Below are 18,724 nucleotides of genomic sequence, written 5' to 3'. Positions count from 1 at the left end.
TCAACCCACCACTTCGAGGCCCATGGAACGGGCGGAGCCCTCGATCATGCGCACCGCCGCGTCGACGGTGTCGCAGTTGAGGTCCTTCATCTTCTTCTCGGCGATCTCGCGCATCTGATTCTGCGAGATCTTGCCGACGAAGCCGCCCTTGCCCGGGGTCTTGGAGCCGGAGCCGGGCTTCTTCTTGGTCTCAAGGCCGGCGGCCTTCTTCAGGAAGTAGGAGACCGGCGGGGTCTTCAGCTCGAAGGTGAAGGAGCGGTCCTGATAGGCGGTGATCACGACCGGGATCGGCATGCCCTTTTCGAGCTGGCCGGTCTGGGCGTTGAACGCCTTGCAGAATTCCATGATGTTGAGGCCGCGCTGACCGAGCGCGGGGCCGATCGGCGGGGCCGGGTTGGCCGAGCCGGCGGGCACCTGCAACTTGATGTAGCCGGTGATCTTCTTCGCCATAATGAACTCCTCGACGGTGCGACTGCCGGTCGCAAACGCCAAAGCACGCCGTCGCGACGGCTTCATCGCGGGCGGCGTAGAGGGAGGGTCGCGGTAGCGGCACGTTCAAGATGCTGGCTGGCGAACCGGCCGTGCCTCCCGCGTATGAATGCGCGCCGGAAGCGGAAGCTCCCAGCGCACGGGCTCGCTCATACAGGATGAGGCGGAAAAAGGCAACGCCGCTCTCGACCCTCCCACCGCTGCTAGGCCGCCGAGGACAAAGCACGCCGGCTGCGATGCGCCTCGCGGGCGAGAATCGCGTCGGCATCGAGGTCGCGGATCGGCAGGCGCACATCGCGCGGCACGTCGCCCTCCAGCTGCAGCGCGAGATAGCGCCCGCAGCAGACCCGCAGGAAGGAGGCGAAGTTCTCCACTTCGCCATGCGCGAAGGTCAGTTCCTCATGAAGCTTGGCGAGAAGTTGCGACAGGCTCATGCCGTCGCGCTGGGCGATTTCCTCTAGCACCTGCCAGTACAGGTTCTCCAGCCGCACGCTGGTGGAGAAGCCATGCAGCCGCACCGATTTCAGCCGCGTCTGCCAGAGATTCGGGTCGGCCTGGATGAAGAGCTTGCACATGCGGCGCCTCCCTCGGCGGCGGAGTTCCGCGCTCCGCCGCACGCATCATAGCCCCGTTCCACCGGAAGGCGAAACGGACGGACGCTACGGCCGTCACGCCGCCTTGCGCGCGCCCGTCGTCACCTCGCCATGGGTGATGCTGGTGCCGAGAACGGCGAGGAACTGGCCGATCCAGGCCGGGTGCGCCGGCCAGGCCGGAGCGGTCACCAGATTGCCATCCGTCACCGCTGCGTCGATGGCGATGTCGGCATAGATGCCGCCGGCCAGTTCCACCTCGGCGCGGCAGGCCGGATAGGCCGAGCAGGTCCTCCCCTCCAGCACCCGCGCCCCGGCGAGCAATTGCGCACCATGGCAGATGGCGGCGACCGGCTTGTCGGCGTCGAAGAAGTGGCGGACGATCTCCAGCGCCCGGGCGTTCATGCGCAGATATTCCGGCGCCCGTCCGCCGGGAATCACCAGCGCGTCATAGCCGGCCGGGTCGACGTCGGCGAAGCTGGCGTTGAGCGCGAAATTGTGCCCGCGCTTCTCCGAATAGGTCTGCTGCCCCTCGAAATCATGGATCGCGGTCGCGACGCTGTCGCCAGCCTTCTTGTCCGGGCAGACGGCATGCACGCTGTGCCCGACCGCCAGCAGCGCCTGGAACGGCACCATGGTCTCGTAATCTTCCACGAAGTCGCCGACGATCATCAGGATGCGTTTGCCAGCCATTTTGTCCTCCCTGTTGGCGCCCTCCTCCGCGACGAGATCGCGGCGGGGCTTGGCAGTGAGGATAGGCCGGGCGGCCCGGGCGGGGGTGTTAACCCGTTAACGCGGCGGCCAACGAAAAAGGGCGCCGCCGAAGCCGCGCCCTTGCCACATCTCGATCGGACGGACTGTCCGTCAGACCTTCTCGACCTGGCCGAATTCGAGCTCGACCGGGGTAGCGCGGCCGAAGATCGACACCGCCACCTTGAGGCGCGAGCGGCCCTCGTCGACTTCCTCGACCACGCCGTTGAACGAGGCAAACGGGCCGTCCGACACCTTGACCGTCTCGCCCACCTCGAAGGTGATCGAGGGCTTGGGACGTTCGATGCCTTCCTGCACCTGCTGCAGGATGCGCATGGCTTCCTTCTCGGCGATCGGCATCGGCTTGTTGTCGGCGCCGAGGAAGCCGGTGACCTTCGGCGTGTTCTTGATGAGGTGGAAAGCCTCGTCGGTGAGGTCCATCTTCACCAGCACATAGCCGGGAAAGAACTTGCGCTCGGCATCGACCTTGCGGCCACGGCGCACCTCGACGACCTTCTCGGTCGGAACCAGCACCTGCTCGAAAAGCTCGGTAAGGCCGCGCTGCGCCGCCTGTTCCTTGATGGAATCGGCGACCTTCTTCTCGAAGTTGGAATAGGCGTGGACGATGTACCAGCGCATCGGCATCGCGTCTCTCCTCAACGGCCGATCTGCAGGATCTGAGCCACGACGAAGCTCAGAATCTGGTCGGCGACCAGGAAGAACAGCGAGGCCAGCACCACCATGACGAACACCATCGCGGTAGTGATGAGCGTCTCGCGACGGGTCGGCCAGGTGACCTTGCGGGCTTCCGCGCGGACCTGCTGAAAGAACTCGACCGGGTTCGTCTTCGCCATGCTCGTCTCGAAACGCCTCTGATGCGGCCCGCGCCGGTATCGGCTGATCGCGGCACGCCGCCTGCGGGTCCCGCCGCGCGCACCTTACCGGCGGCGCCGCACGACCCTCTAAAAATGCACGAAGCGGGCGTATAGCCCGCAAAGCCGCCTCGCGTCAAAGAACTTTGGCGCCTTGCCTGCCACCTCTCGGGAAAGGTGGCAGGAGTGGAGGGACTCGAACCCCCAACCCCCGGTTTTGGAGACCGGTGCTCTAACCAGTTGAGCTACACTCCTAGAAGAGGCGGACGGGGCAGCGCCCGGATCGTCCGACTCTCGAATCGCGAGGCACTATAACCGGCGCCGCGTCTACGTCGAGGGGCGCGGCGCCCAGTTTCAACAATAAGGTACCGGAACGCGAAAAACGTCGGCACCAGAAAGGGATGCGCGATACGCATCCCCTTCCAGTGGCGTCACTCGATGATGGAGGCGACGACGCCGGCGCCGACGGTGCGGCCGCCTTCGCGGATGGCGAAGCGCAGCTTCTCTTCCATCGCGATCGGAACGATCAGCGCCACGTCAACCGTGATGTTGTCGCCCGGCATCACCATTTCCGTGCCTTCCGGCAGCGTCACGATGCCCGTCACGTCCGTCGTCCGGAAATAGAACTGCGGACGGTAATTGGTGAAGAACGGCGTGTGACGGCCACCCTCTTCCTTCGTCAGGATGTAGGCTTCCGCCTTGAACTTCGTGTGCGGCTTCACCGAACCCGGCTTGCACACCACCTGGCCGCGCTCCACGTCCTCGCGCTTCGTGCCGCGAACAAGGATGCCGACATTGTCGCCGGCCTGGCCCTGGTCGAGCAGCTTGCGGAACATTTCCACGCCGGTCACCGTCGTCTTCACCGTCGGGCGGATGCCGACGATCTCGACTTCCTCGCCGACCTTGATCACGCCGCGCTCGACGCGGCCGGTCACCACCGTGCCGCGGCCCGAGATCGAGAACACGTCTTCGATCGGCATCAGGAACGGCAGGTCGACCGGACGCTCCGGCTGCGGAATGTAGCTGTCAACCGCTTCCATCAGCTTCAGGATGGCGTCGCGGCCGAGCTTCGGATCGCCGTTCTCAAGCGCCACCAGCGCCGAGCCACGGATGATCGGAATGTCGTCGCCGGGGAAGTCGTACTTCGACAGCAGCTCGCGCACCTCGAGCTCAACCAGCTCAAGCAGTTCCTCGTCGTCGACCATGTCGCACTTGTTGAGGAACACCACCAGAGCCGGAACGCCGACCTGGCGCGCCAGAAGGATGTGCTCGCGGGTCTGCGGCATCGGGCCGTCCGCCGCCGACACGACCAGGATCGCGCCGTCCATCTGCGCAGCGCCAGTGATCATGTTCTTCACATAGTCGGCGTGGCCGGGGCAGTCGACATGCGCGTAGTGACGGTTCGTCGTCTCGTACTCGACGTGAGCGGTCGAGATCGTGATGCCGCGCGCCTTCTCTTCCGGCGCCTTGTCGATCTGGTCGTACGCCGTGAACGTCGCGCCGCCCGTCTCCGCAAGAACCTTCGTGATCGCTGCCGTCAGAGACGTCTTGCCATGGTCAACATGGCCAATCGTCCCGATGTTGCAGTGAGGCTTCGAACGGTTGAACTTCTCTTTGGCCATAACTCGTTTCCTTCAGCGGCATTCGGGCCGCGAAAAATCGGGCCGTGGGATAGGCGGTTTCCCGGCGTTCCGCAAGTGCCGCGTTGCACCGCGCCTGCGGAAGTTGGGAATCGCGCCGCCCTCGGGGCTTGTCGGCGCGGACCCGCGCCGCCGCCTCATATAGGGGCTGCGGTGAAAAGTGGAGCGGGTGAAGGGAATCGAACCCTCGTCATCAGCTTGGAAGGCTGTTGCTCTACCATTGAGCTACACCCGCGAGGGTCGGCGTAGTCTAACGGAAGGCGACGTGGTGGGGGAGGTAGGACTCGAACCTACGAAGGCATAGCCAGCGGATTTACAGTCCGCCCCCTTTGCCGCTCGGGACACTCCCCCTCGCACGTCGGCCGATCTGCGGGACAGGCAAATGCCCCTCTGTCGACCCGACCGGAAACCGGCGCGATGCGCGGCTCCCGTGCGGCCGGCTTTATGGTGAGGTGCCCCTTCGCTGTCAACCCCGGTACACATATAGCCGCCGCAGGCTGTGGATCGCGCGCCCTTTCCCCGCCTGCGGCGCTGCCGGCACTGGCCGCAGCGGCGCCGAATCGCAGCCACAAATCCCGTCCTGCCCGCCGCCGAACCCACGCCGCGCGACGCGCGCGGGGAAAATTGCTCAGCCGCGCCCGCGCCGCAAATTGCCAACGCACGCGCGCCATGACAGAAGGCGCGGATGAATGATCGCCCCAGCCGTCCGCCCGGCCGCTCCAAACCTTCCGCCGGCCGCTCCCGCTCGCCGCGCCCGCGCCCGGCGGGGCGGCCTTTCGGCGCATGGCCGGACGATGTGGCGATTCTCTATGGCTGGCACAGCGTGGTCGAGGCGCTGCGCAACCCGCGCCGCAAGCTGCGTCGGCTGATGCTCACCGAGAACGCCGCGCGCCGGCTTCAGGAAGAGTCCATTCCGCTGCGCCTCGATCCCGAGATCGTCCGGCCCGGTGAGATCGACCGTCTGCTGGATCCCGACGCGGTGCATCAGGGCATGCTCGCCGAATGCGATCCCCTGCCCTCCCTCACCCTGGCGAAGGCGGCGGCCTGCGATCTCATCCTCGTGCTCGACCAGATCACCGACCCGCACAATGTCGGCGCCATCGTGCGCTCGGCGGCGGCGCTGAAGGTCGGCGCCATCGTCACCACCGCGCGCCATAGCCCGGCCGCCACCGGCGTGCTGGCCAAGAGCGCCAGCGGCGGGCTGGAGCATGTGCCGTTCTGCTTTGTCGGCAATCTGGCGCGGGCGCTGGACGAATTGAAGCAGAACGGCGTGCAGGTCGTCGGACTCGACAGCGAAGGGCCGGCCGATCTGGTCGACACCCCGCTCGCCGCCCCGGTGGCACTGGTGCTGGGGGCGGAGGGCAAGGGGCTGCGCCAGTTGACGCGGCAGACCTGCGACACGCTCGCCCGCATCGACCTTCCCGGTGCCATTGTCAGCCTGAACGTGTCGAACGCCGCCGCGCTCGCCCTCTATATCGCCCGGCGCGCCATCGGCGCCCCGGCCTGATCCGGGCGGTTATTCGCACCGGCTTTACTTCGCCATGACCGGTTTTTCTGCCGCAATGCAACATGTGCGGCAGTTTACGACCAATTGCCAATCGTCAAACCGCCCCTCTTTCGCCACTCTCCCCTGAGGCACGCGACGGAATCGGAGAATTCCGCGCGCCAAAACACCGGGGAGAGGCACCGCACCCATCGCGGCGGGCCGTCTCCGGGAGGAGACAGCCCGAGCGTAAGGCGCCCCCCGCGGGGACTCCCAAACTCGGCCATCACAACTGCGGCTCTCGCGAGCTGGCTCTATCGCGCGTGCGAGCGGCCTCGCACGCCACTGCTTTGGCGCGACCTAACTTTGGGGAAGGGAAACACATGAGCGTAACCACCGCGCCCGCCGGCAAGGCGGCGCCGATGACCCGGGAAGAGAAGAAGGTGATTATCGCCTCTTCCGCCGGCACCGTGTTCGAATGGTACGACTTCTATCTTGCCGGCTCGCTGGCGGCGAACATCGCCGCCACCTTCGTTCCCGGCACCAACGATACGGCGAAGTTCATCTTCGTTCTCTTCGGCTTTGCCGCCGGCTTCGCGGTACGCCCGTTCGGCGCGCTGGTGTTCGGCCGCCTCGGCGACCTGATCGGCCGCAAATACACCTTCCTCGTCACCATGACGCTCATGGGCATCGCCACCTTCCTTGTCGGCGTGCTACCCAGCTACGAATCGATCGGCTATGCCGCGCCGGTGATCTTCATCGTCTGCCGCCTGCTCCAGGGCCTTGCGCTCGGCGGCGAATATGGTGGCGCCGCCACCTATGTCGCCGAACACGCGCCGCATGGACGCCGCGGCTTCTACACCTCGTGGATCCAGACCACCGCCACGGTGGGCCTGTTCCTGTCGCTGCTGGTGATCCTCACCCTGCGTCTTTCCATGTCGCCGGAGGATTTCCGTGAGTGGGGCTGGCGCATTCCGTTCCTGCTGTCGATCATCCTGCTCGGCTTCTCGATCTGGATCCGGCTGTCGCTGAACGAGTCGCCCGCCTTCCAGAAGATGAAGGAAGAGGGCAGCCGCTCGAAGGCCCCGCTCACCGAGGCTTTCGGCCGCTGGTCGAACGCCAAGATCGCGCTGATCGCGCTGTTCGGCGGCACCGCCGGCCAGGCCGTGGTCTGGTATTGCGGCCAGTTCTACGCGCTGTTCTTCCTCACCCAGACGCTGAAGGTGGACGGGACGACGGCAAACCTGCTGATCGCCTTCAGCCTGCTGATCGGCACGCCCTTCTTCATCTTCTTCGGCTGGTTCTCGGACAAGATCGGCCGCAAGCCGATCCTGATCGCGGGCTGCCTCATCGCCGCGGCGACCTACTTCCCGCTGTTCGAGAACATCGCCCGCATCGCCAATCCGAAGCTGATCGCGGCCACCGAGTCGGTGAAGATCGACATCACGGCCGACCCGGCGACCTGCGGCACGCTGTTTGATCCCGTGGGCGTACGAGTCTTCACCCGCCCCTGCGATGTCTATCGCCGCACGCTGGCGACCAACTCGATGCACTACACGTTGCTGCCCGGCGCGGCCGGCTCGGCAGTCTCCGTCACCGTCAACGGCACGCCTGTCGTGGTTCCGGAGACCGACAAGACCGGAGCGGCGATCGTGGCGGCGGCGCAGGCTGCGGGTTATCCGACCGTCGGCGACCCGACCATCGTGAAGCAGCCGACGATTGGCGGCGTCATCTCGGACGGTCGTACCCTGTCGCTGATCGGACTGCTGTTCATCCTCGTCTTCTATGTGACGATGGTGTACGGCCCGATTGCCGCCCTGCTGGTCGAACTGTTCCCGACCCGCATCCGCTACACCGGCATGTCGCTGCCCTACCACATCGGCAATGGCTGGTTCGGAGGCTTCCTGCCGCCCACCGCCTTCGCCATCGTGGCGGCGACCGGCAACATCTTCTCCGGCCTCTGGTACCCGATCATCATTGCGGTGATGACCGCGATCATCGGCCTGCTGCTGCTGCCGGAGACCAAGGACCGCGACCTCGAAAACTGGCACTGAGGCGTGCCCTCGCTCCGCCCTGTGCGGAGCTGACAAAGGAAAGGCCCCGGCAATGCCGGGGCCTTTTTTATGCGCCGTGCCGGCGGCAGGAGCCGGCCGCGTCTCAGACCGCCGCGGTGACGACGATCTCGACCTTGTAGTCCGGCGTCGCCAGCGCCGCCTCGACCGTGGCGCGGGCCGGCGTGTTGCCGGCGGCCACCCAGGCATCCCACACCGCGTTCATCTCCGCGAAGGTGGCGATGTCGGCGAGATAGATGGTGGCGGTCAGCAGCCGGCTCTTGTCGGTGCCGGCCTTGGCCAGCAGCGCGTCGATCTGGCCGAGCACGGCCTGGGTCTGCGCCGTCACACTGTCGCCCTTGGCGACCTGCCCGGCGAGATACGCGACCGATCCATGGACCACGGCCTCGCTCATGCGCGGACCGACTTCGATTCGGGTGATGCTCATCTGCTGAAACTCTGGATGTGACGGAAAACGGGGCGGCCAAAACAAAGCCGGCCGGTGCGCACAGGCACCGGCCGGCTTCCTATCACAGGAAAAGGCGGGCGTCCCGCTCAGGGGGCGCTGGTCGGGACCGGCTTGCCCATCGGGCCGACCGTGCCGATGGTGAAGATCTGCACCCGGCGGTTGATCGGGTCGGTCGGCTTGGACGGCACCTGCAGCGCCTCCTGGCCGAGGCCGACAGCCTCCAGGCGGTCAGGCGAAACGCCGAACACGACCACCAGAGCCTGCACGATGGCGTTGGCGCGCTCCTGGCTGAGCTTGAGGTTGAAGGCGCGGGTGCCGGTCGTGTCGGTGTTGCCGACGACGATGAACTTGTAGTTCGCCAGGATCGGGTGGTGCATGGCGTCAGCGATCGACCCCAGCGTCCGGTAGGATTCCGGGCGGATGATGTCCGAACCCAGCGCGAACTGGATCTGCACGGTGATCTGCGCCAGCTTGTCGAGCCGCTTGGCGATCTCGGACTTGTCGAGCGTCAGCGGGGCGTTCTGCGCCACGGCGTCCTGCGCCATCTGGCGCAGCACCTGGGCGGTGAGCGACGGGTCGAACATGGTGGCCTGCGACAGGCCCTGCATGATCTGCGCGTCGGAGTCAGCGGTCTGCGCGGTCGCGGTGCCGGCGAGCGGCGCGGCGAGCGCGGCGGCGAGGGCGAGCCCGCCGACGAAACGGGTGATACGGGTCATGATCTGTCTCTTTCCCTAGCGTTTCGCCGTTTCGTCACTGCCACCAGCCGGCATCGACCAGAATGGACTTGCAGGCCGGCCGGATCACCTTGCTGGCGTCGATCAGGCAGTTGAGGATGTTGGCGTCGCCCGGCTGAACGCCGGCGCAGGCCTGGCGGATATTGGCGTTGCACACGTTCCAGGCGTCGCTCTGCGCGGCAATGCGCTTGGAGATGGAGGCGCGGGCGGCCGCGTAATCGTCGAAGCACTGCTGCGGCACCTGGTCCTGATGCGCCATCAGGCAGTTACGAACCTCGCCCGTGCCGAGATTGTCCTTGGCGCAGAACTTCTCGATGGAAGGCCCGCAGCTCTTGGCGATCAGCGCCCCGGCTTCCGCATAGCTCATGGTCTGGGCCGACGCGCTGCCGGCCATGCCGGCCAGCAGCAGCGCCGCCAGTCCGAACAAAAATCGCTTCATAGTCCAGCCTCCCAAATGGCGTGCCCGTGGTGATCCTCACCCCGGGGGGATTCGGCACGCGCCGTTGCGAACGACTTCCCACGGATTCGTCTCGCAGAAGGCCGCGCTCGGCGCAATGGCGTATTTTGCACGATTTGCGCGTCACGGCCGGTATTTGAGGGATGGAGGCGCTCTCACGCGGCTTTACCGGCCGCGACGGACCCACCTACCGGCGCCGCGACGCGCCCGCGGCCTGCCCGTCCGCCCGGCGGTCGCCCCGGCGGGGCCATCACTCGCCGGCAGCGCCCCCGCCATCCCGTGCTTGACAGCCCCGCCGCGCCGCCTCAGGCAAAGGGCGTCTCACGGGGGAACCACGATCTTGAAAAAGCTGCTTTCAGCCGTCGCGGTGGTGCTGGTCACGAGCGCACCCGCACTCGCGCAGTATTACCCGCCGCCCCCGCCCTATCCGCCGCCCTACCCGACGCCGGATCAGGCGGACGATGCCAAATGCCGCTCCTGGGGCCTGGTACCGGGCACGCGGGCCTATTCCGACTGCCGCATCACGCTCGACCGCAACCGGCCACCCCCGCCTCCCTATCCAAACCCGCCCTACCCCACCCCCCCCTATCCAAACCCGCCCGGCCCATGGGGACCGGGTCCGGGACCGGGTCCGGGCCCGATGCCGGTGGAGATTTCCGACAAGGACGCCATCAGCTACTGCGAGAAGGCGGCCATCGCCGCGCCGGCCTACCCGATCGTCAAGCTCGCCGCCAAGGTCGTGCTGCCCGGCCGCGAGAAGGTGGCGAAGCTCTCGTTCAACGTCATCAAGCCCGGTGGAAAGCCCGGCTTCTGGAATGTCGAATGCCGGTTCCGCGGCGGCAGGATGATAAGCTTCAGCGGGCCGAAATAAGCCCCGCGCCGACACACGCGCCGCGCGCCCGACTTGACCGGGCGGCGGCCATCGGCGAAGAAACCCTCCTCGCCGCTCCGGCGAGCCCCGGCGCCCGCCGGCGGGCCGGCTTAGCACAGCGGTAGTGCAGCGGTTTTGTAAACCGAAGGTCGGGGGTTCGATCCCCTCAGCCGGCACCATTTTCCCCGCCGGCCCGAACGGACGAAGCCGCCGGGCCAGGCGGGGCGCCTCTCACTCCTCGTCGGAATAGCGCTCTTCCTTCCACGGGTCGGCGTGGTTGTGGTAGCCGTTCTCCTCCCAGAAGCCGCGTTTGTCGGCGACGACAAACTCGATCTTCTTCAGCCATTTCGCGCTTTTCCAGAAGTAGAGATGCGGCACCACCAGCCGCGCCGGGCCGCCATGCTCCGTGGTGAGCGGCTTGCCCTCCCAGCTATGGACGATCAGCGCGTCTTCCGCCGCGAAGTCTTCCAGCGCAAGATTGGTGATGTAGCCGTCATAGGCGTGCAGCAGCACGAAGCGCGCGCCCTCGCGCGGCATCACCACATCGAGCAGATCGCGCGTGGCGAGCCCCTCCCAGCGATTATCGTAGCGCGACCAGGTGGTGACGCAGTGAATATCGGTGGTTTCCGCCGTCTGCTTCTGCGCGCGGAAGGTCGGCCAGTCCCAGGAGACCGGGTTTTCCACCTCGCCGGTCACATCGAGCCGCCAGCGGTCCGGTGCGATGCGCGGCTGCATGCCGAGATCAAGCACCGGCCAGTCGCGCACCAGATGCTGGCCGGGCGGAAGGCGGTCCTCTTCCGGGCGGGTGACGCGGCCGGTGAGGAATTTGCCGGCCTGCGCCCAGGCGCGCTTGGTGCGGGTGAGCTTGCTGTCGGGAGGAAGAACGCCGCCGTCCTCCGCGGGGTGGTGCGGGCCTTCGGGATCCGTCATGGGCCGGGCTCCTTCAGTGGAGAAAGAGCCCGATCCTATCATTGTCCGGCGGCGCGGGCTTTTGCTTTCCCACGTCGCCGGCCGTCACATTCAGGCGCTGAGCCGGCTGGAATCCGCCGGCGCGGCGTCCGGCGCGGGGTGAGGATGCCCGGCCGCCGCCTGCCCGGCCGCGGTCGGCCGGCGCTTGCGCTGCAGCATGTTCAGCCCCTCGACGCCAGCCGAGAACGCCATGGCGGTGTAAATATACCCCTTCGAGACATGGGCGCCGAAGCCTTCCGCGATCAGCGTGGTGCCGATCAGCAGCAGGAAGCCGAGCGCCAGCATCACGATGGACGGGTTGCGGTTGATGAAGTTCGCCAGCGGGCCGGCGGCGAACAGCATGGTGAGCACGGCGAACACGACCGCGATCACCATGATCGGGATGTGCTCGGTCATGCCGACGGCGGTGATGATGCTGTCGACGGAGAAGACGAGGTCGAGGATCAGGATCTGCACGATGGCGGCGCCGAAGCTCACCTGCAGCGTGCCGCCGAGCGAGGCTTCCTGCTCGTCATGCGGGGCCATGCTGTGGTGGATTTCCTTGGTCGCCTTCCACACCAGGAACAGGCCGCCGGCGATCAGGATGATGTCGCGCCAGGAAAAGGCATGGCCGAACACCGAGAATACCGGCTCCACCAGCGTGACGATGATGGCGATGGTGCTGAGCAGACCGAGACGCATCACCAACGCCAGCCCGATGCCGATGCGGCGCGCGCGCGGGCGAATATCCTCGGGCAGTTTGTTGGTCAGGATCGAAATGAACAGCAGGTTGTCGATGCCGAGCACGACTTCCATCGCGACCAGCGTCACCAGAGCCGCCCAGGCCGCCGGGCTGGCGGCAAGTTCCATCAAATATTCCACCGGATCACTCCCCAGACTTGGCCAAGACATGGCGGAAGGCGCGGCCGCCCCCACGGTGCGTCAACGCACGAAGCGGACATGCGGATGCGGCGGCTAAGGGTAAAAGGATCATTGCGACACAGTCCTGCCGGCGCGACATCGGAAGCGATCCGACATCACGCGAACGCCGGCGGCTCGCGTCAGAGGGGCCCGGATCAACGGGTCGTGAGAAGGTAAGGCAGGTGCGGGTCAAAGCCATCCTGTCTGTGCATGACAGATTGTCGCACCCCCGGCAAGGATGTGCCGCAGCGGCAAGGCCCTCTCCGGTTGAAGCGCTGGACAAATCCCAGCGGCGGCTGCCGCCGCGCGACAGCCGCTTTCGCGCGCACCGAGGCCGTGTCATCGTCCATTCATCGCCCCGAACTAGAGCGGACGCCGTTTCGCCCTCCGGGGGCAATGGGAGGTACCTATGACCCGCTTTTCCCGTCGTGACCTGATGAAGGCCGGCGCCTTCGCGCTTGCCGCGCCGGTCGTGCTGCGCGCGCACGACGCGCTTGCCACCTCCGGCTCGCTCAACGTCTATGCCTGGGGCGATTATTTCGACAAGAACACCCTGCTGGCCGACTTCACCAACGCCACCGGCGTCAAGGTGAACCTGTCGACCTATGGCTCGAATGAAGAGTGCGAGAACAAGCTGCGCGCGGCGGGCGGCAAGGGCTTCGACATCATCTTCCCGTCGGTCGACACCGGCCCGAATTACTACAAGGACAACCTGCTCCAGCCGATCGACGAGGCGAAGTTCCAGTCGAACCTCATCATCCCCTCGATCTACCGCAACTCGCTGAAGCTCGGCGCCGCCTATCGCGGCAAGCGCTATCTCGTGCCCTTCGACTGGGGCACCGAGGGCATCACCTGGGATTCGACCAAGTTCCCCGGCAAGAAGTCCGGCGAGATTTCCTATGGCGACATGTGGCTCGCCGACCATCCCAAGCAGACCGCCATCCGCCAGAAGTCGGTGTTCAACGGCGTCGCGCTCTATCTCGACGCCACCGGCGAGCTGAAGTCGGACCGTGGCATGGACCTCTACAAGTCGGAGGCCGAGTCGCGCCGCGTGTTTGAGGGCGTGCTCAAATACATCCTCGCCCATAAGGGCAATATCGGCGCCTACTGGAACAACGCCACCGAGGCGACCGCCGCCTTCACGGACGCCGGCTGCTCCATCGGCCAGACCTGGGACACGACCGGCATCCTGCTCCACCGCAACACCGACAAGAAGTGGAGCTACGGCATGCCGAAGGAAGGCGGTCTCGCCTGGACCGACACGCTCGGCATCCCCTCGGGCGCGGAAAATGTCGAACAGGCCTACGCCTTCGCCAATTTCATCTACCAGCCGGAAGTCGGCGCCCGCTTCGCCAACACCACCGGCTACAACAGCTGCGCCGCCGGCGCCCAGCAGTTCCTCTCCGAGGAAGCCCGGGCGGCGTTCGATGCGGCCTATCCGGCCGGCACCATCGACAACCTGTTCTGGTGGCCGATGCAGACCGATTTCTACGCCAAGCTGCGCGGCGAGTATGTCGAGAAGCTGACCAATAGCTGATCGACCGGCCGCGACCGACACCACCGCATCCCCGGGGCACGCTCCGGGGATGCCTGCCGCCCGCCGGGCACGGCCCCGACGACATGGACGGCCGGACACGCCGGCGAGGACAGACCCCACCATGGCTGAAGCAAGCTCCCTGCGCGGCAAAGATGTGCGTCTCGACCAGGTGTCGATCCGCTTCGGCGATTCCACCGCCGTGCAGCCCACCGACCTGTCCATTCACGCCGGCGAGTTCTTCTCCATCCTCGGCCCCTCCGGCTGCGGCAAGACCACGCTGCTGCGCACCATTTCCGGCTTCATCGAGCCGAGCGCCGGCCGGGTGCTGATCGGCGGCGAGGACATGGCGGGCAAGGGCCCGAATGAGCGCCCCACCGCGCTGATCTTCCAGAATCTCGCGCTGTTCCCGCTGATGAGCGTCGCCGAGAATGTCGCCTTCGGGCTGGAGGCGCGCGGCGTGCGCAAGGCCGAGCGGCTGAAGCGCGCGCAGGAACTGCTCGAACTCGTGGCGCTCGGCGGCTATGGCGACAAGAAGCCGGCCGATCTGTCCGGCGGGCAGCGCCAGCGCGTCGCCATCGCCCGGGCGCTGGCGGTGGAGCCGGCCGTGCTGCTGCTGGACGAGCCGCTCTCCGCCCTCGACCTAAAGCTGCGCCAGCATATGCGCAGCGAATTGCGCGCCATCCAGAAGCGGGTGGGCATCACCTTCATCTACATCACCCACGACCAGGGCGAGGCGCTGGCCATGTCCGACCGCGTGGCGGTGATGAGCCGCGGCCGGCTGGAACAGGTCGCCGACGCGGACACGCTTTATGCCGACCCTGCCACGCCGTTCGTGGCCAGCTTCGTCGGCGAGCAGAATGTGCTGCGCGGCACGGTCGCCAGCATGGCCGACACGCAGGCGCTGGTCGACACGTCGATCGGCCGGCTCGAAGGGCGCGTGAAGGGTCCGCTGCGCGTCGGCGAGGAGGCGCTGCTGCTGGTGCGGCCGGAACGCATCGCGCTCGGCAGCGGCGACGCCGCCACGGCCAACACGGTTCCGGTCCGTCTCGCCGCCCGCAGCCTTGAGGGCGCCTCGGTGCATCTGCAATGCGCCGCCGCCGGCCAGACGCTGACCGTCACCGTGCCGAACGGCCCGGCGGTGCGTGCGCTGCCGGACGAATTGACCCTCTCCTTCGGTATTGATGACGCGCTCGTCTATCCGCCGGGAGCGCTCGCCCATGGGTAGCCTGTCGCGCGCCTATGGCCGGCCGCTCGCCGCCGTCATCATCGGCATCGCCGTCGCCTGGGTGCTGGTGCTCATTCTCGTCCCGCTCGGGGCGATGGTGGAGCAGTCACTGTGGTGGCGCGAATCCAAGGGCGATGTCTCGCTCACCATCGACCGGCTCTATAACGACATCTCGCTGATCGAACTCGATCGGCAGGCCGAGACCGATCCGGCGAAGAAGGCGGCCTTCGACCAGAGCCTGGCGCAGAAGCAGGCCGAAATCGCCACGCTGGAGGCGCAGGAAAAAGACCCGCCGAAGAGCTACGGCCTCGCCAATTTCACCCGCATGAGCGGGCTGCATTTCTACATCTTCGTGCGCACCATCCTCTACGCGCTGATGGTCACGGCGCTGGCGCTGATCGTCTGCTACCCCGTCGCCTATGTGGTGGCGCTGGCGAGCGGGCCGCGCAAGGCGATCATCCTGATGGTCGCGCTGATCGTGCCCTATGCCATCAACGAGCTGCTGCGCGTCTATGCCTGGCTGATGATCCTCGACTATCGCGGCGTCATCAATGGGCTGCTGCAGTGGATGGGTTTCCTCAATCTCGACGCACGCGAGTGGATACCCTTCCTGGAAAACCCCTCCGCCGTCTTCCTGGCGATGATCTACACCTATGTGCTGTTCATGGTGTTCCCGATGGTGAACACGCTGGAGACGCTGGACCGCAACCAGATCGAGGCGGCGCGCGATCTCGGCGCCTCCACTCTGCGCATCCATCGCCGCGTCATCATTCCCCATGCCAAGCCGGGCATCGCAGTGGGCTGCATCATGACCTTCATGTTGTCCGCCGGCTCCTATTCCGTGCCGGCGATCATGACGCGCGGACAGGGCGGCGACTGGTTCAGCCAGCTCGTCTACCGGCAGTTCTATGAGGCGAACAACTGGAACATGGGCTCGGCCTATGCCGTGTCGCTGCTCGTCGTTTGCACCGCCTTCATTCTTCTGATGATGCGCCTGTTCGGCGTCGGGCTGAGGGATATCGCCAAATGAGCGCCGCGACCGAGAGCGCCGGCGCGCGGCTGGTGCTGAACATCTATATCGGCCTGTTCGTGCTCTACCTGTTCCTGCCGCTGGCGGTGATGTCGGCGGCGGCGTTCAATTCGTTCGATTATCCCTCCGTCACCCAGTGGCACGGCTTCACGCTGAAATGGTTCGTCGCCCTCGCCCATGACCAGCGGCTGCTGCAGGGGCTGGTGAATTCGGTGCTGGTGGCGCTCGGCGTGATCGCCGTGTCGATCCCCGCCGGCCTCGCGGGGGCGCTGATCCTCACCCGGCTCGGCCAGCGCTCCGGCACCGTGCTCTATTCGGTGCTGGTCTCACCGGTGCTGACGCCCGGCATCATTCTCGGCATTTCCAGCCTGATCTTCTGGCGCGAATTCGGCGTACCCGGAGGGCTGTTCGTCGCCGTCATGGCGCAGTCGAGCTTCATCGCCTCCTACGCGATGCTGCTGTTCCTCGCCCGGCTGCAGCGGCAGGACCGCACGCTGGAAGAGGCGGCGCTGGACCTCGGCGCCAGCCACACGCTGGTGTTCCGGCGCATCACCCTGCCCTTTCTCGCGCCCACCTGCTTCACCGCTGCCGTTGTCGCGTTCCTGCAATCATTCGAGAACTACAACACCACGGTGTTCGCCATTGGCGGCGAGTGGACGCTCGTTACCGAGATCGCCTCGCGGCTGCGCTTCGGGCTCTCGCCGGTCATCAATGTGGTCGGTGTGATCTTTGTCGGCCTGACGCTCATTGCCGCCGTCGCCTATGTCGCGCTGAAGAAGAGGCCGCAGGCGTAGCCGCGCCGGGCGCCCGCCTGCCGCTATTGCCCCTGCTCCGCACCTCACTTCCGGGGACGCTCATGCGCGCCGTACCGCTTCTCGCCGCCGGCCTCCTGCTCGCCGGCCCGCTCACGCCCGCCCTTGCCGGCAGCACCACGCTTTATGGCAATGTCACCACCGAGCGCCGGGCGGACGATTTCAGCGACACCACCGGCACCGATTGGGGCCTCGGCCTCACCCACACCTTCGACAACAATGTCGTGGTAGCATTAGCCGGCAAATATTATGACACCGCGCGAACCACGGACTACAGGATCAATGTCGACGGCTCGCTGGGCTACACCCATAATTTCGGTGCCTTCGCGCTGACATTCATGGCCGGCGCCGGCCAGCATTTCATCGAATCCCGCCGGCCGGAGAACTTTCCCTATTACTTCTTCACCGGCAGCCTCGACATTCCCATCACGCCGCAGCTTACCTGGACAGCAGTGAAGCTGCGCTACCGCAACGCTTTCGACAACAGCAACAATTACAACACGCCCGAAGTCGCCACCGGCATCAGCTATTGGGTGAGCGAACACACCGCCATAACCCTCGTGGTCGAACGCGACTGGACCGATGGCCGTCCCGCCTATGACGGCATCGAACTGGGCTTCAAGCAGAAATTCTAAGCCGGCTATCTTCACCCGAACGTGATGCCTGCGGTCGTGACCGCCCGGCGCGGTCGCACTAGCGTGCGCTAGCCCTCGACGCACGTCACACAATGGAGACCGCCATGAGCCCGATGTCTCGCCGCCATGCGCTCGCCGGCGCCGCCAGCCTGGCCGCGCTGCCGGCCGCCCTGCCGCTGCTGGCCGCGGCTCCCTCGCCGGCGGCGGCGCAGACCGGGTCCGGACAGCAGGTGCCGGGGCTGTACCGCTACCGCGTCGGCTCGGCGGAGATGACGGCAGTGAATGACGGCATGCGCACCTTCCCGCTGCCGGATGGCTTCGTCCGCAATGCCACGCGCGAGGAGGTGAACGCGGCGCTCGAACGGGCCTTCCTGCCGAAGGACACGATGTCGATCCCGTTCAACCCGCTGCTGATCAATAATGGCGGCAAACTCACCCTGATCGACACCGGCAATGGCCCACAACCGGGCAATGCGCCGGTCGGGCGGCTGCAGGCCAATCTCGCCTGGGCCGGGGTCAAGCCCGCCGATATCGAGACGGTGGTGATCTCGCATTTCCACGGCGACCACATTAACGGCCTGCGCACTCCCGATGGCGGGCTAGCCTTCCCCAATGCGGAAATCCTGGTGCCGGAGGCCGAATGGGCGTTCTGGATGGATGAGGGTGAGATGAGCCGGGCGCCCGAGGCGCTGAAGGCCAATTTCGCCAATGTCCGCAGGGTGTTCAAGGATATTGACAGCAAGGTCAACCGCTATGGCTGGGACAAGGAGATCGCCCCCGGCCTGACCAGCGTCAATGCCGCCGGCCACACGCCGGGCCACACGGCGTTCATCTTCGCCTCCGGCAATGAGCGCCTGTTCATCCAGTCCGATACCACCAACACGCCGATCCTGTTCGCGCCGAATCCGGAGTGGCAGGTGCAGTTCGACATGGACGGCGCCAAGGCGGTGGAGACCCGCCGCCGCATCTACGACATGGTGGCGGCGGAGCGGCTGCAGCTCACCGGCTATCACTACCCTTTCCCGGCCACCGGCTTCATCCGCAAGGAAGGCGAGGGCTACGCCGTGGTACCGGTACTCTGGCGCCCGGTGCTCTGACGGCGCCGGCGCGACGCGGGGTGCGCGACCTGACGCGCCCCTTGGCGCGCGACGTGGCGCGCCCCTTGGCGCGCCCCTTGGCGCGCGACTTGGCAAAAGCGGCGGGGCGGGGC

20 protein-coding genes and 4 tRNA genes are annotated in these 18,724 nt (G+C 66.4%); 10 read left to right on the top strand and 14 right to left on the bottom strand.

Annotated elements, in window-relative coordinates:
* The 9 genes from rplK to AAC979_RS05560 all read right to left on the bottom strand — a co-directional run bounded on the left by rplK (position 1) and on the right by AAC979_RS05560 (position 4,692).
* On the bottom strand, positions 1–450 hold the full coding sequence (gene rplK / locus AAC979_RS05600) for a 50S ribosomal protein L11 (protein WP_244376929.1): 450 nt from the start codon (positions 448–450) through the stop codon (positions 1–3).
* A gap of 242 nt (positions 451–692) precedes the next feature.
* A complete protein-coding gene (locus AAC979_RS05595; RefSeq protein ID WP_371345853.1) occupies positions 693–1,064 on the bottom strand; it encodes a ribbon-helix-helix domain-containing protein in 372 nt (123 codons plus the stop codon).
* Between the two features lie 93 nt (positions 1,065–1,157).
* Complete coding sequence (locus AAC979_RS05590) at positions 1,158–1,772, bottom strand: DJ-1/PfpI family protein (RefSeq protein WP_371345852.1); 615 nt, start codon at positions 1,770–1,772, stop codon at positions 1,158–1,160.
* 171 nt (positions 1,773–1,943) lie between these two features.
* Complete coding sequence (gene nusG, locus AAC979_RS05585; RefSeq protein WP_371345851.1) at positions 1,944–2,474, bottom strand: transcription termination/antitermination protein NusG; 531 nt, start codon at positions 2,472–2,474, stop codon at positions 1,944–1,946.
* Between the two features lie 11 nt (positions 2,475–2,485).
* The gene (gene secE / locus AAC979_RS05580; protein ID WP_018390587.1) at positions 2,486–2,683 is read right to left on the bottom strand and encodes a preprotein translocase subunit SecE; all 198 of its coding nucleotides are present in this window, start codon (positions 2,681–2,683) and stop codon (positions 2,486–2,488) included.
* A 196-nt stretch (positions 2,684–2,879) separates the two neighbouring features.
* A tRNA-Trp gene (locus AAC979_RS05575) sits at positions 2,880–2,956 on the bottom strand.
* Between the two features lie 176 nt (positions 2,957–3,132).
* Positions 3,133–4,323 (bottom strand): elongation factor Tu, encoded by a 1,191-nt coding sequence (gene tuf / locus AAC979_RS05570; protein WP_371345850.1) that lies wholly within the window; start codon positions 4,321–4,323, stop codon positions 3,133–3,135.
* A 179-nt stretch (positions 4,324–4,502) separates the two neighbouring features.
* Positions 4,503–4,576 (bottom strand) — tRNA-Gly (locus AAC979_RS05565).
* 31 nt (positions 4,577–4,607) lie between these two features.
* Positions 4,608–4,692 (bottom strand) — tRNA-Tyr (locus AAC979_RS05560).
* Positions 4,693–5,026: 334 nt separating this feature from the next.
* On the opposite strand from AAC979_RS05560, the gene AAC979_RS05555 reads away from it, so the two are divergent.
* Both AAC979_RS05555 and AAC979_RS05550 read left to right on the top strand, forming a co-directional pair.
* Positions 5,027–5,848, top strand: a complete 822-nt coding sequence (locus tag AAC979_RS05555; protein WP_371345849.1) for a TrmH family RNA methyltransferase — start codon at positions 5,027–5,029, stop codon at positions 5,846–5,848.
* Positions 5,849–6,207: 359 nt separating this feature from the next.
* Positions 6,208–7,878 (top strand): MFS transporter, encoded by a 1,671-nt coding sequence (locus AAC979_RS05550; RefSeq protein WP_371345848.1) that lies wholly within the window; start codon positions 6,208–6,210, stop codon positions 7,876–7,878.
* A gap of 103 nt (positions 7,879–7,981) precedes the next feature.
* Here the strand turns inward: AAC979_RS05550 and AAC979_RS05545 are convergent, their stop codons facing one another.
* From AAC979_RS05545 to AAC979_RS05535, 3 genes are all read right to left on the bottom strand, one after another.
* Entirely contained in the window at positions 7,982–8,323 is a 342-nt protein-coding gene (locus tag AAC979_RS05545; RefSeq protein WP_371345847.1) for a RidA family protein, read from the bottom strand.
* Between the two features lie 107 nt (positions 8,324–8,430).
* Positions 8,431–9,060: an OmpA family protein gene (locus tag AAC979_RS05540; RefSeq protein ID WP_371345846.1), complete on the bottom strand. Its 630-nt coding sequence runs from the start codon at positions 9,058–9,060 to the stop codon at positions 8,431–8,433.
* A 34-nt stretch (positions 9,061–9,094) separates the two neighbouring features.
* Positions 9,095–9,517 (bottom strand): cysteine rich repeat-containing protein, encoded by a 423-nt coding sequence (locus AAC979_RS05535; protein WP_371345845.1) that lies wholly within the window; start codon positions 9,515–9,517, stop codon positions 9,095–9,097.
* A gap of 358 nt (positions 9,518–9,875) precedes the next feature.
* Here AAC979_RS05535 and AAC979_RS05530 point away from each other — a divergent pair, with 358 nt between their 5' ends.
* Positions 9,876–10,406: a hypothetical protein gene (locus AAC979_RS05530; protein ID WP_371345844.1), complete on the top strand. Its 531-nt coding sequence runs from the start codon at positions 9,876–9,878 to the stop codon at positions 10,404–10,406.
* Positions 10,407–10,510: 104 nt separating this feature from the next.
* A tRNA-Thr gene (locus AAC979_RS05525) sits at positions 10,511–10,585 on the top strand.
* A gap of 52 nt (positions 10,586–10,637) precedes the next feature.
* Here AAC979_RS05525 and AAC979_RS05520 read toward each other — a convergent pair.
* On the bottom strand, positions 10,638–11,336 hold the full coding sequence (locus AAC979_RS05520; RefSeq protein ID WP_371345843.1) for a sulfite oxidase-like oxidoreductase: 699 nt from the start codon (positions 11,334–11,336) through the stop codon (positions 10,638–10,640).
* Between the two features lie 90 nt (positions 11,337–11,426).
* Complete coding sequence (locus tag AAC979_RS05515; RefSeq protein WP_371345842.1) at positions 11,427–12,236, bottom strand: TerC family protein; 810 nt, start codon at positions 12,234–12,236, stop codon at positions 11,427–11,429.
* 448 nt (positions 12,237–12,684) lie between these two features.
* Between AAC979_RS05515 and AAC979_RS05510 the strand changes: the two genes are divergently transcribed.
* The 6 genes from AAC979_RS05510 to AAC979_RS05485 all read left to right on the top strand — a co-directional run bounded on the left by AAC979_RS05510 (position 12,685) and on the right by AAC979_RS05485 (position 18,611).
* Positions 12,685–13,812: an extracellular solute-binding protein gene (locus AAC979_RS05510; RefSeq protein WP_371345841.1), complete on the top strand. Its 1,128-nt coding sequence runs from the start codon at positions 12,685–12,687 to the stop codon at positions 13,810–13,812.
* 121 nt (positions 13,813–13,933) lie between these two features.
* Complete coding sequence (locus AAC979_RS05505; RefSeq protein WP_371345840.1) at positions 13,934–15,037, top strand: ABC transporter ATP-binding protein; 1,104 nt, start codon at positions 13,934–13,936, stop codon at positions 15,035–15,037.
* A complete protein-coding gene (locus AAC979_RS05500; protein ID WP_371345839.1) occupies positions 15,030–16,067 on the top strand; it encodes an ABC transporter permease in 1,038 nt (345 codons plus the stop codon). The genes AAC979_RS05505 and AAC979_RS05500 overlap by 8 nt, the downstream gene beginning before the upstream one ends.
* Positions 16,064–16,861, top strand: coding sequence for an ABC transporter permease (locus tag AAC979_RS05495; protein WP_371345838.1), 798 nt, complete (start codon positions 16,064–16,066; stop codon positions 16,859–16,861). Before AAC979_RS05500 ends, AAC979_RS05495 begins: the two co-directional genes overlap by 4 nt.
* Positions 16,862–16,923: 62 nt before the next feature.
* Positions 16,924–17,514 carry a hypothetical protein gene (locus AAC979_RS05490; RefSeq protein WP_371345837.1) on the top strand — a complete coding sequence of 197 codons (591 nt, stop codon included), beginning with the start codon at positions 16,924–16,926 and terminating at the stop codon, positions 17,512–17,514.
* Positions 17,515–17,618: 104 nt separating this feature from the next.
* Positions 17,619–18,611: an MBL fold metallo-hydrolase gene (locus AAC979_RS05485; RefSeq protein WP_371345836.1), complete on the top strand. Its 993-nt coding sequence runs from the start codon at positions 17,619–17,621 to the stop codon at positions 18,609–18,611.
* Positions 18,612–18,724 lie beyond the last annotated feature (113 nt).

Source organism: Ancylobacter sp. IITR112 (genome assembly GCF_041415945.1).
Taxonomy (GTDB): domain Bacteria; phylum Pseudomonadota; class Alphaproteobacteria; order Rhizobiales; family Xanthobacteraceae; genus Ancylobacter.
Note: the sequence above shows the minus strand (reverse complement) of the source record. Positions and strands in the feature narration are given on the sequence as shown.

What these genes read in the sequence shown, in the direction of transcription:
- rplK (WP_244376929.1), bottom strand. Translation starts at nt 450, where the DNA reads ATGGCGAAGAAGATCACCGGCTACATCAAGTTGCAGGTGCCCGCCGGC.
- AAC979_RS05595 (WP_371345853.1), bottom strand. Translation starts at nt 1,064, where the DNA reads ATGTGCAAGCTCTTCATCCAGGCCGACCCGAATCTCTGGCAGACGCGG.
- AAC979_RS05590 (WP_371345852.1), bottom strand. Translation starts at nt 1,772, where the DNA reads ATGGCTGGCAAACGCATCCTGATGATCGTCGGCGACTTCGTGGAAGAT.
- nusG (WP_371345851.1), bottom strand. Translation starts at nt 2,474, where the DNA reads ATGCCGATGCGCTGGTACATCGTCCACGCCTATTCCAACTTCGAGAAG.
- secE (WP_018390587.1), bottom strand. Translation starts at nt 2,683, where the DNA reads ATGGCGAAGACGAACCCGGTCGAGTTCTTTCAGCAGGTCCGCGCGGAA.
- tuf (WP_371345850.1), bottom strand. Translation starts at nt 4,323, where the DNA reads ATGGCCAAAGAGAAGTTCAACCGTTCGAAGCCTCACTGCAACATCGGG.
- AAC979_RS05555 (WP_371345849.1), top strand. Translation starts at nt 5,027, where the DNA reads ATGAATGATCGCCCCAGCCGTCCGCCCGGCCGCTCCAAACCTTCCGCC.
- AAC979_RS05550 (WP_371345848.1), top strand. Translation starts at nt 6,208, where the DNA reads ATGAGCGTAACCACCGCGCCCGCCGGCAAGGCGGCGCCGATGACCCGG.
- AAC979_RS05545 (WP_371345847.1), bottom strand. Translation starts at nt 8,323, where the DNA reads ATGAGCATCACCCGAATCGAAGTCGGTCCGCGCATGAGCGAGGCCGTG.
- AAC979_RS05540 (WP_371345846.1), bottom strand. Translation starts at nt 9,060, where the DNA reads ATGACCCGTATCACCCGTTTCGTCGGCGGGCTCGCCCTCGCCGCCGCG.
- AAC979_RS05535 (WP_371345845.1), bottom strand. Translation starts at nt 9,517, where the DNA reads ATGAAGCGATTTTTGTTCGGACTGGCGGCGCTGCTGCTGGCCGGCATG.
- AAC979_RS05520 (WP_371345843.1), bottom strand. Translation starts at nt 11,336, where the DNA reads ATGACGGATCCCGAAGGCCCGCACCACCCCGCGGAGGACGGCGGCGTT.
- AAC979_RS05510 (WP_371345841.1), top strand. Translation starts at nt 12,685, where the DNA reads ATGACCCGCTTTTCCCGTCGTGACCTGATGAAGGCCGGCGCCTTCGCG.
- AAC979_RS05505 (WP_371345840.1), top strand. Translation starts at nt 13,934, where the DNA reads ATGGCTGAAGCAAGCTCCCTGCGCGGCAAAGATGTGCGTCTCGACCAG.
- AAC979_RS05500 (WP_371345839.1), top strand. Translation starts at nt 15,030, where the DNA reads ATGGGTAGCCTGTCGCGCGCCTATGGCCGGCCGCTCGCCGCCGTCATC.
- AAC979_RS05495 (WP_371345838.1), top strand. Translation starts at nt 16,064, where the DNA reads ATGAGCGCCGCGACCGAGAGCGCCGGCGCGCGGCTGGTGCTGAACATC.
- AAC979_RS05490 (WP_371345837.1), top strand. Translation starts at nt 16,924, where the DNA reads ATGCGCGCCGTACCGCTTCTCGCCGCCGGCCTCCTGCTCGCCGGCCCG.
- AAC979_RS05485 (WP_371345836.1), top strand. Translation starts at nt 17,619, where the DNA reads ATGAGCCCGATGTCTCGCCGCCATGCGCTCGCCGGCGCCGCCAGCCTG.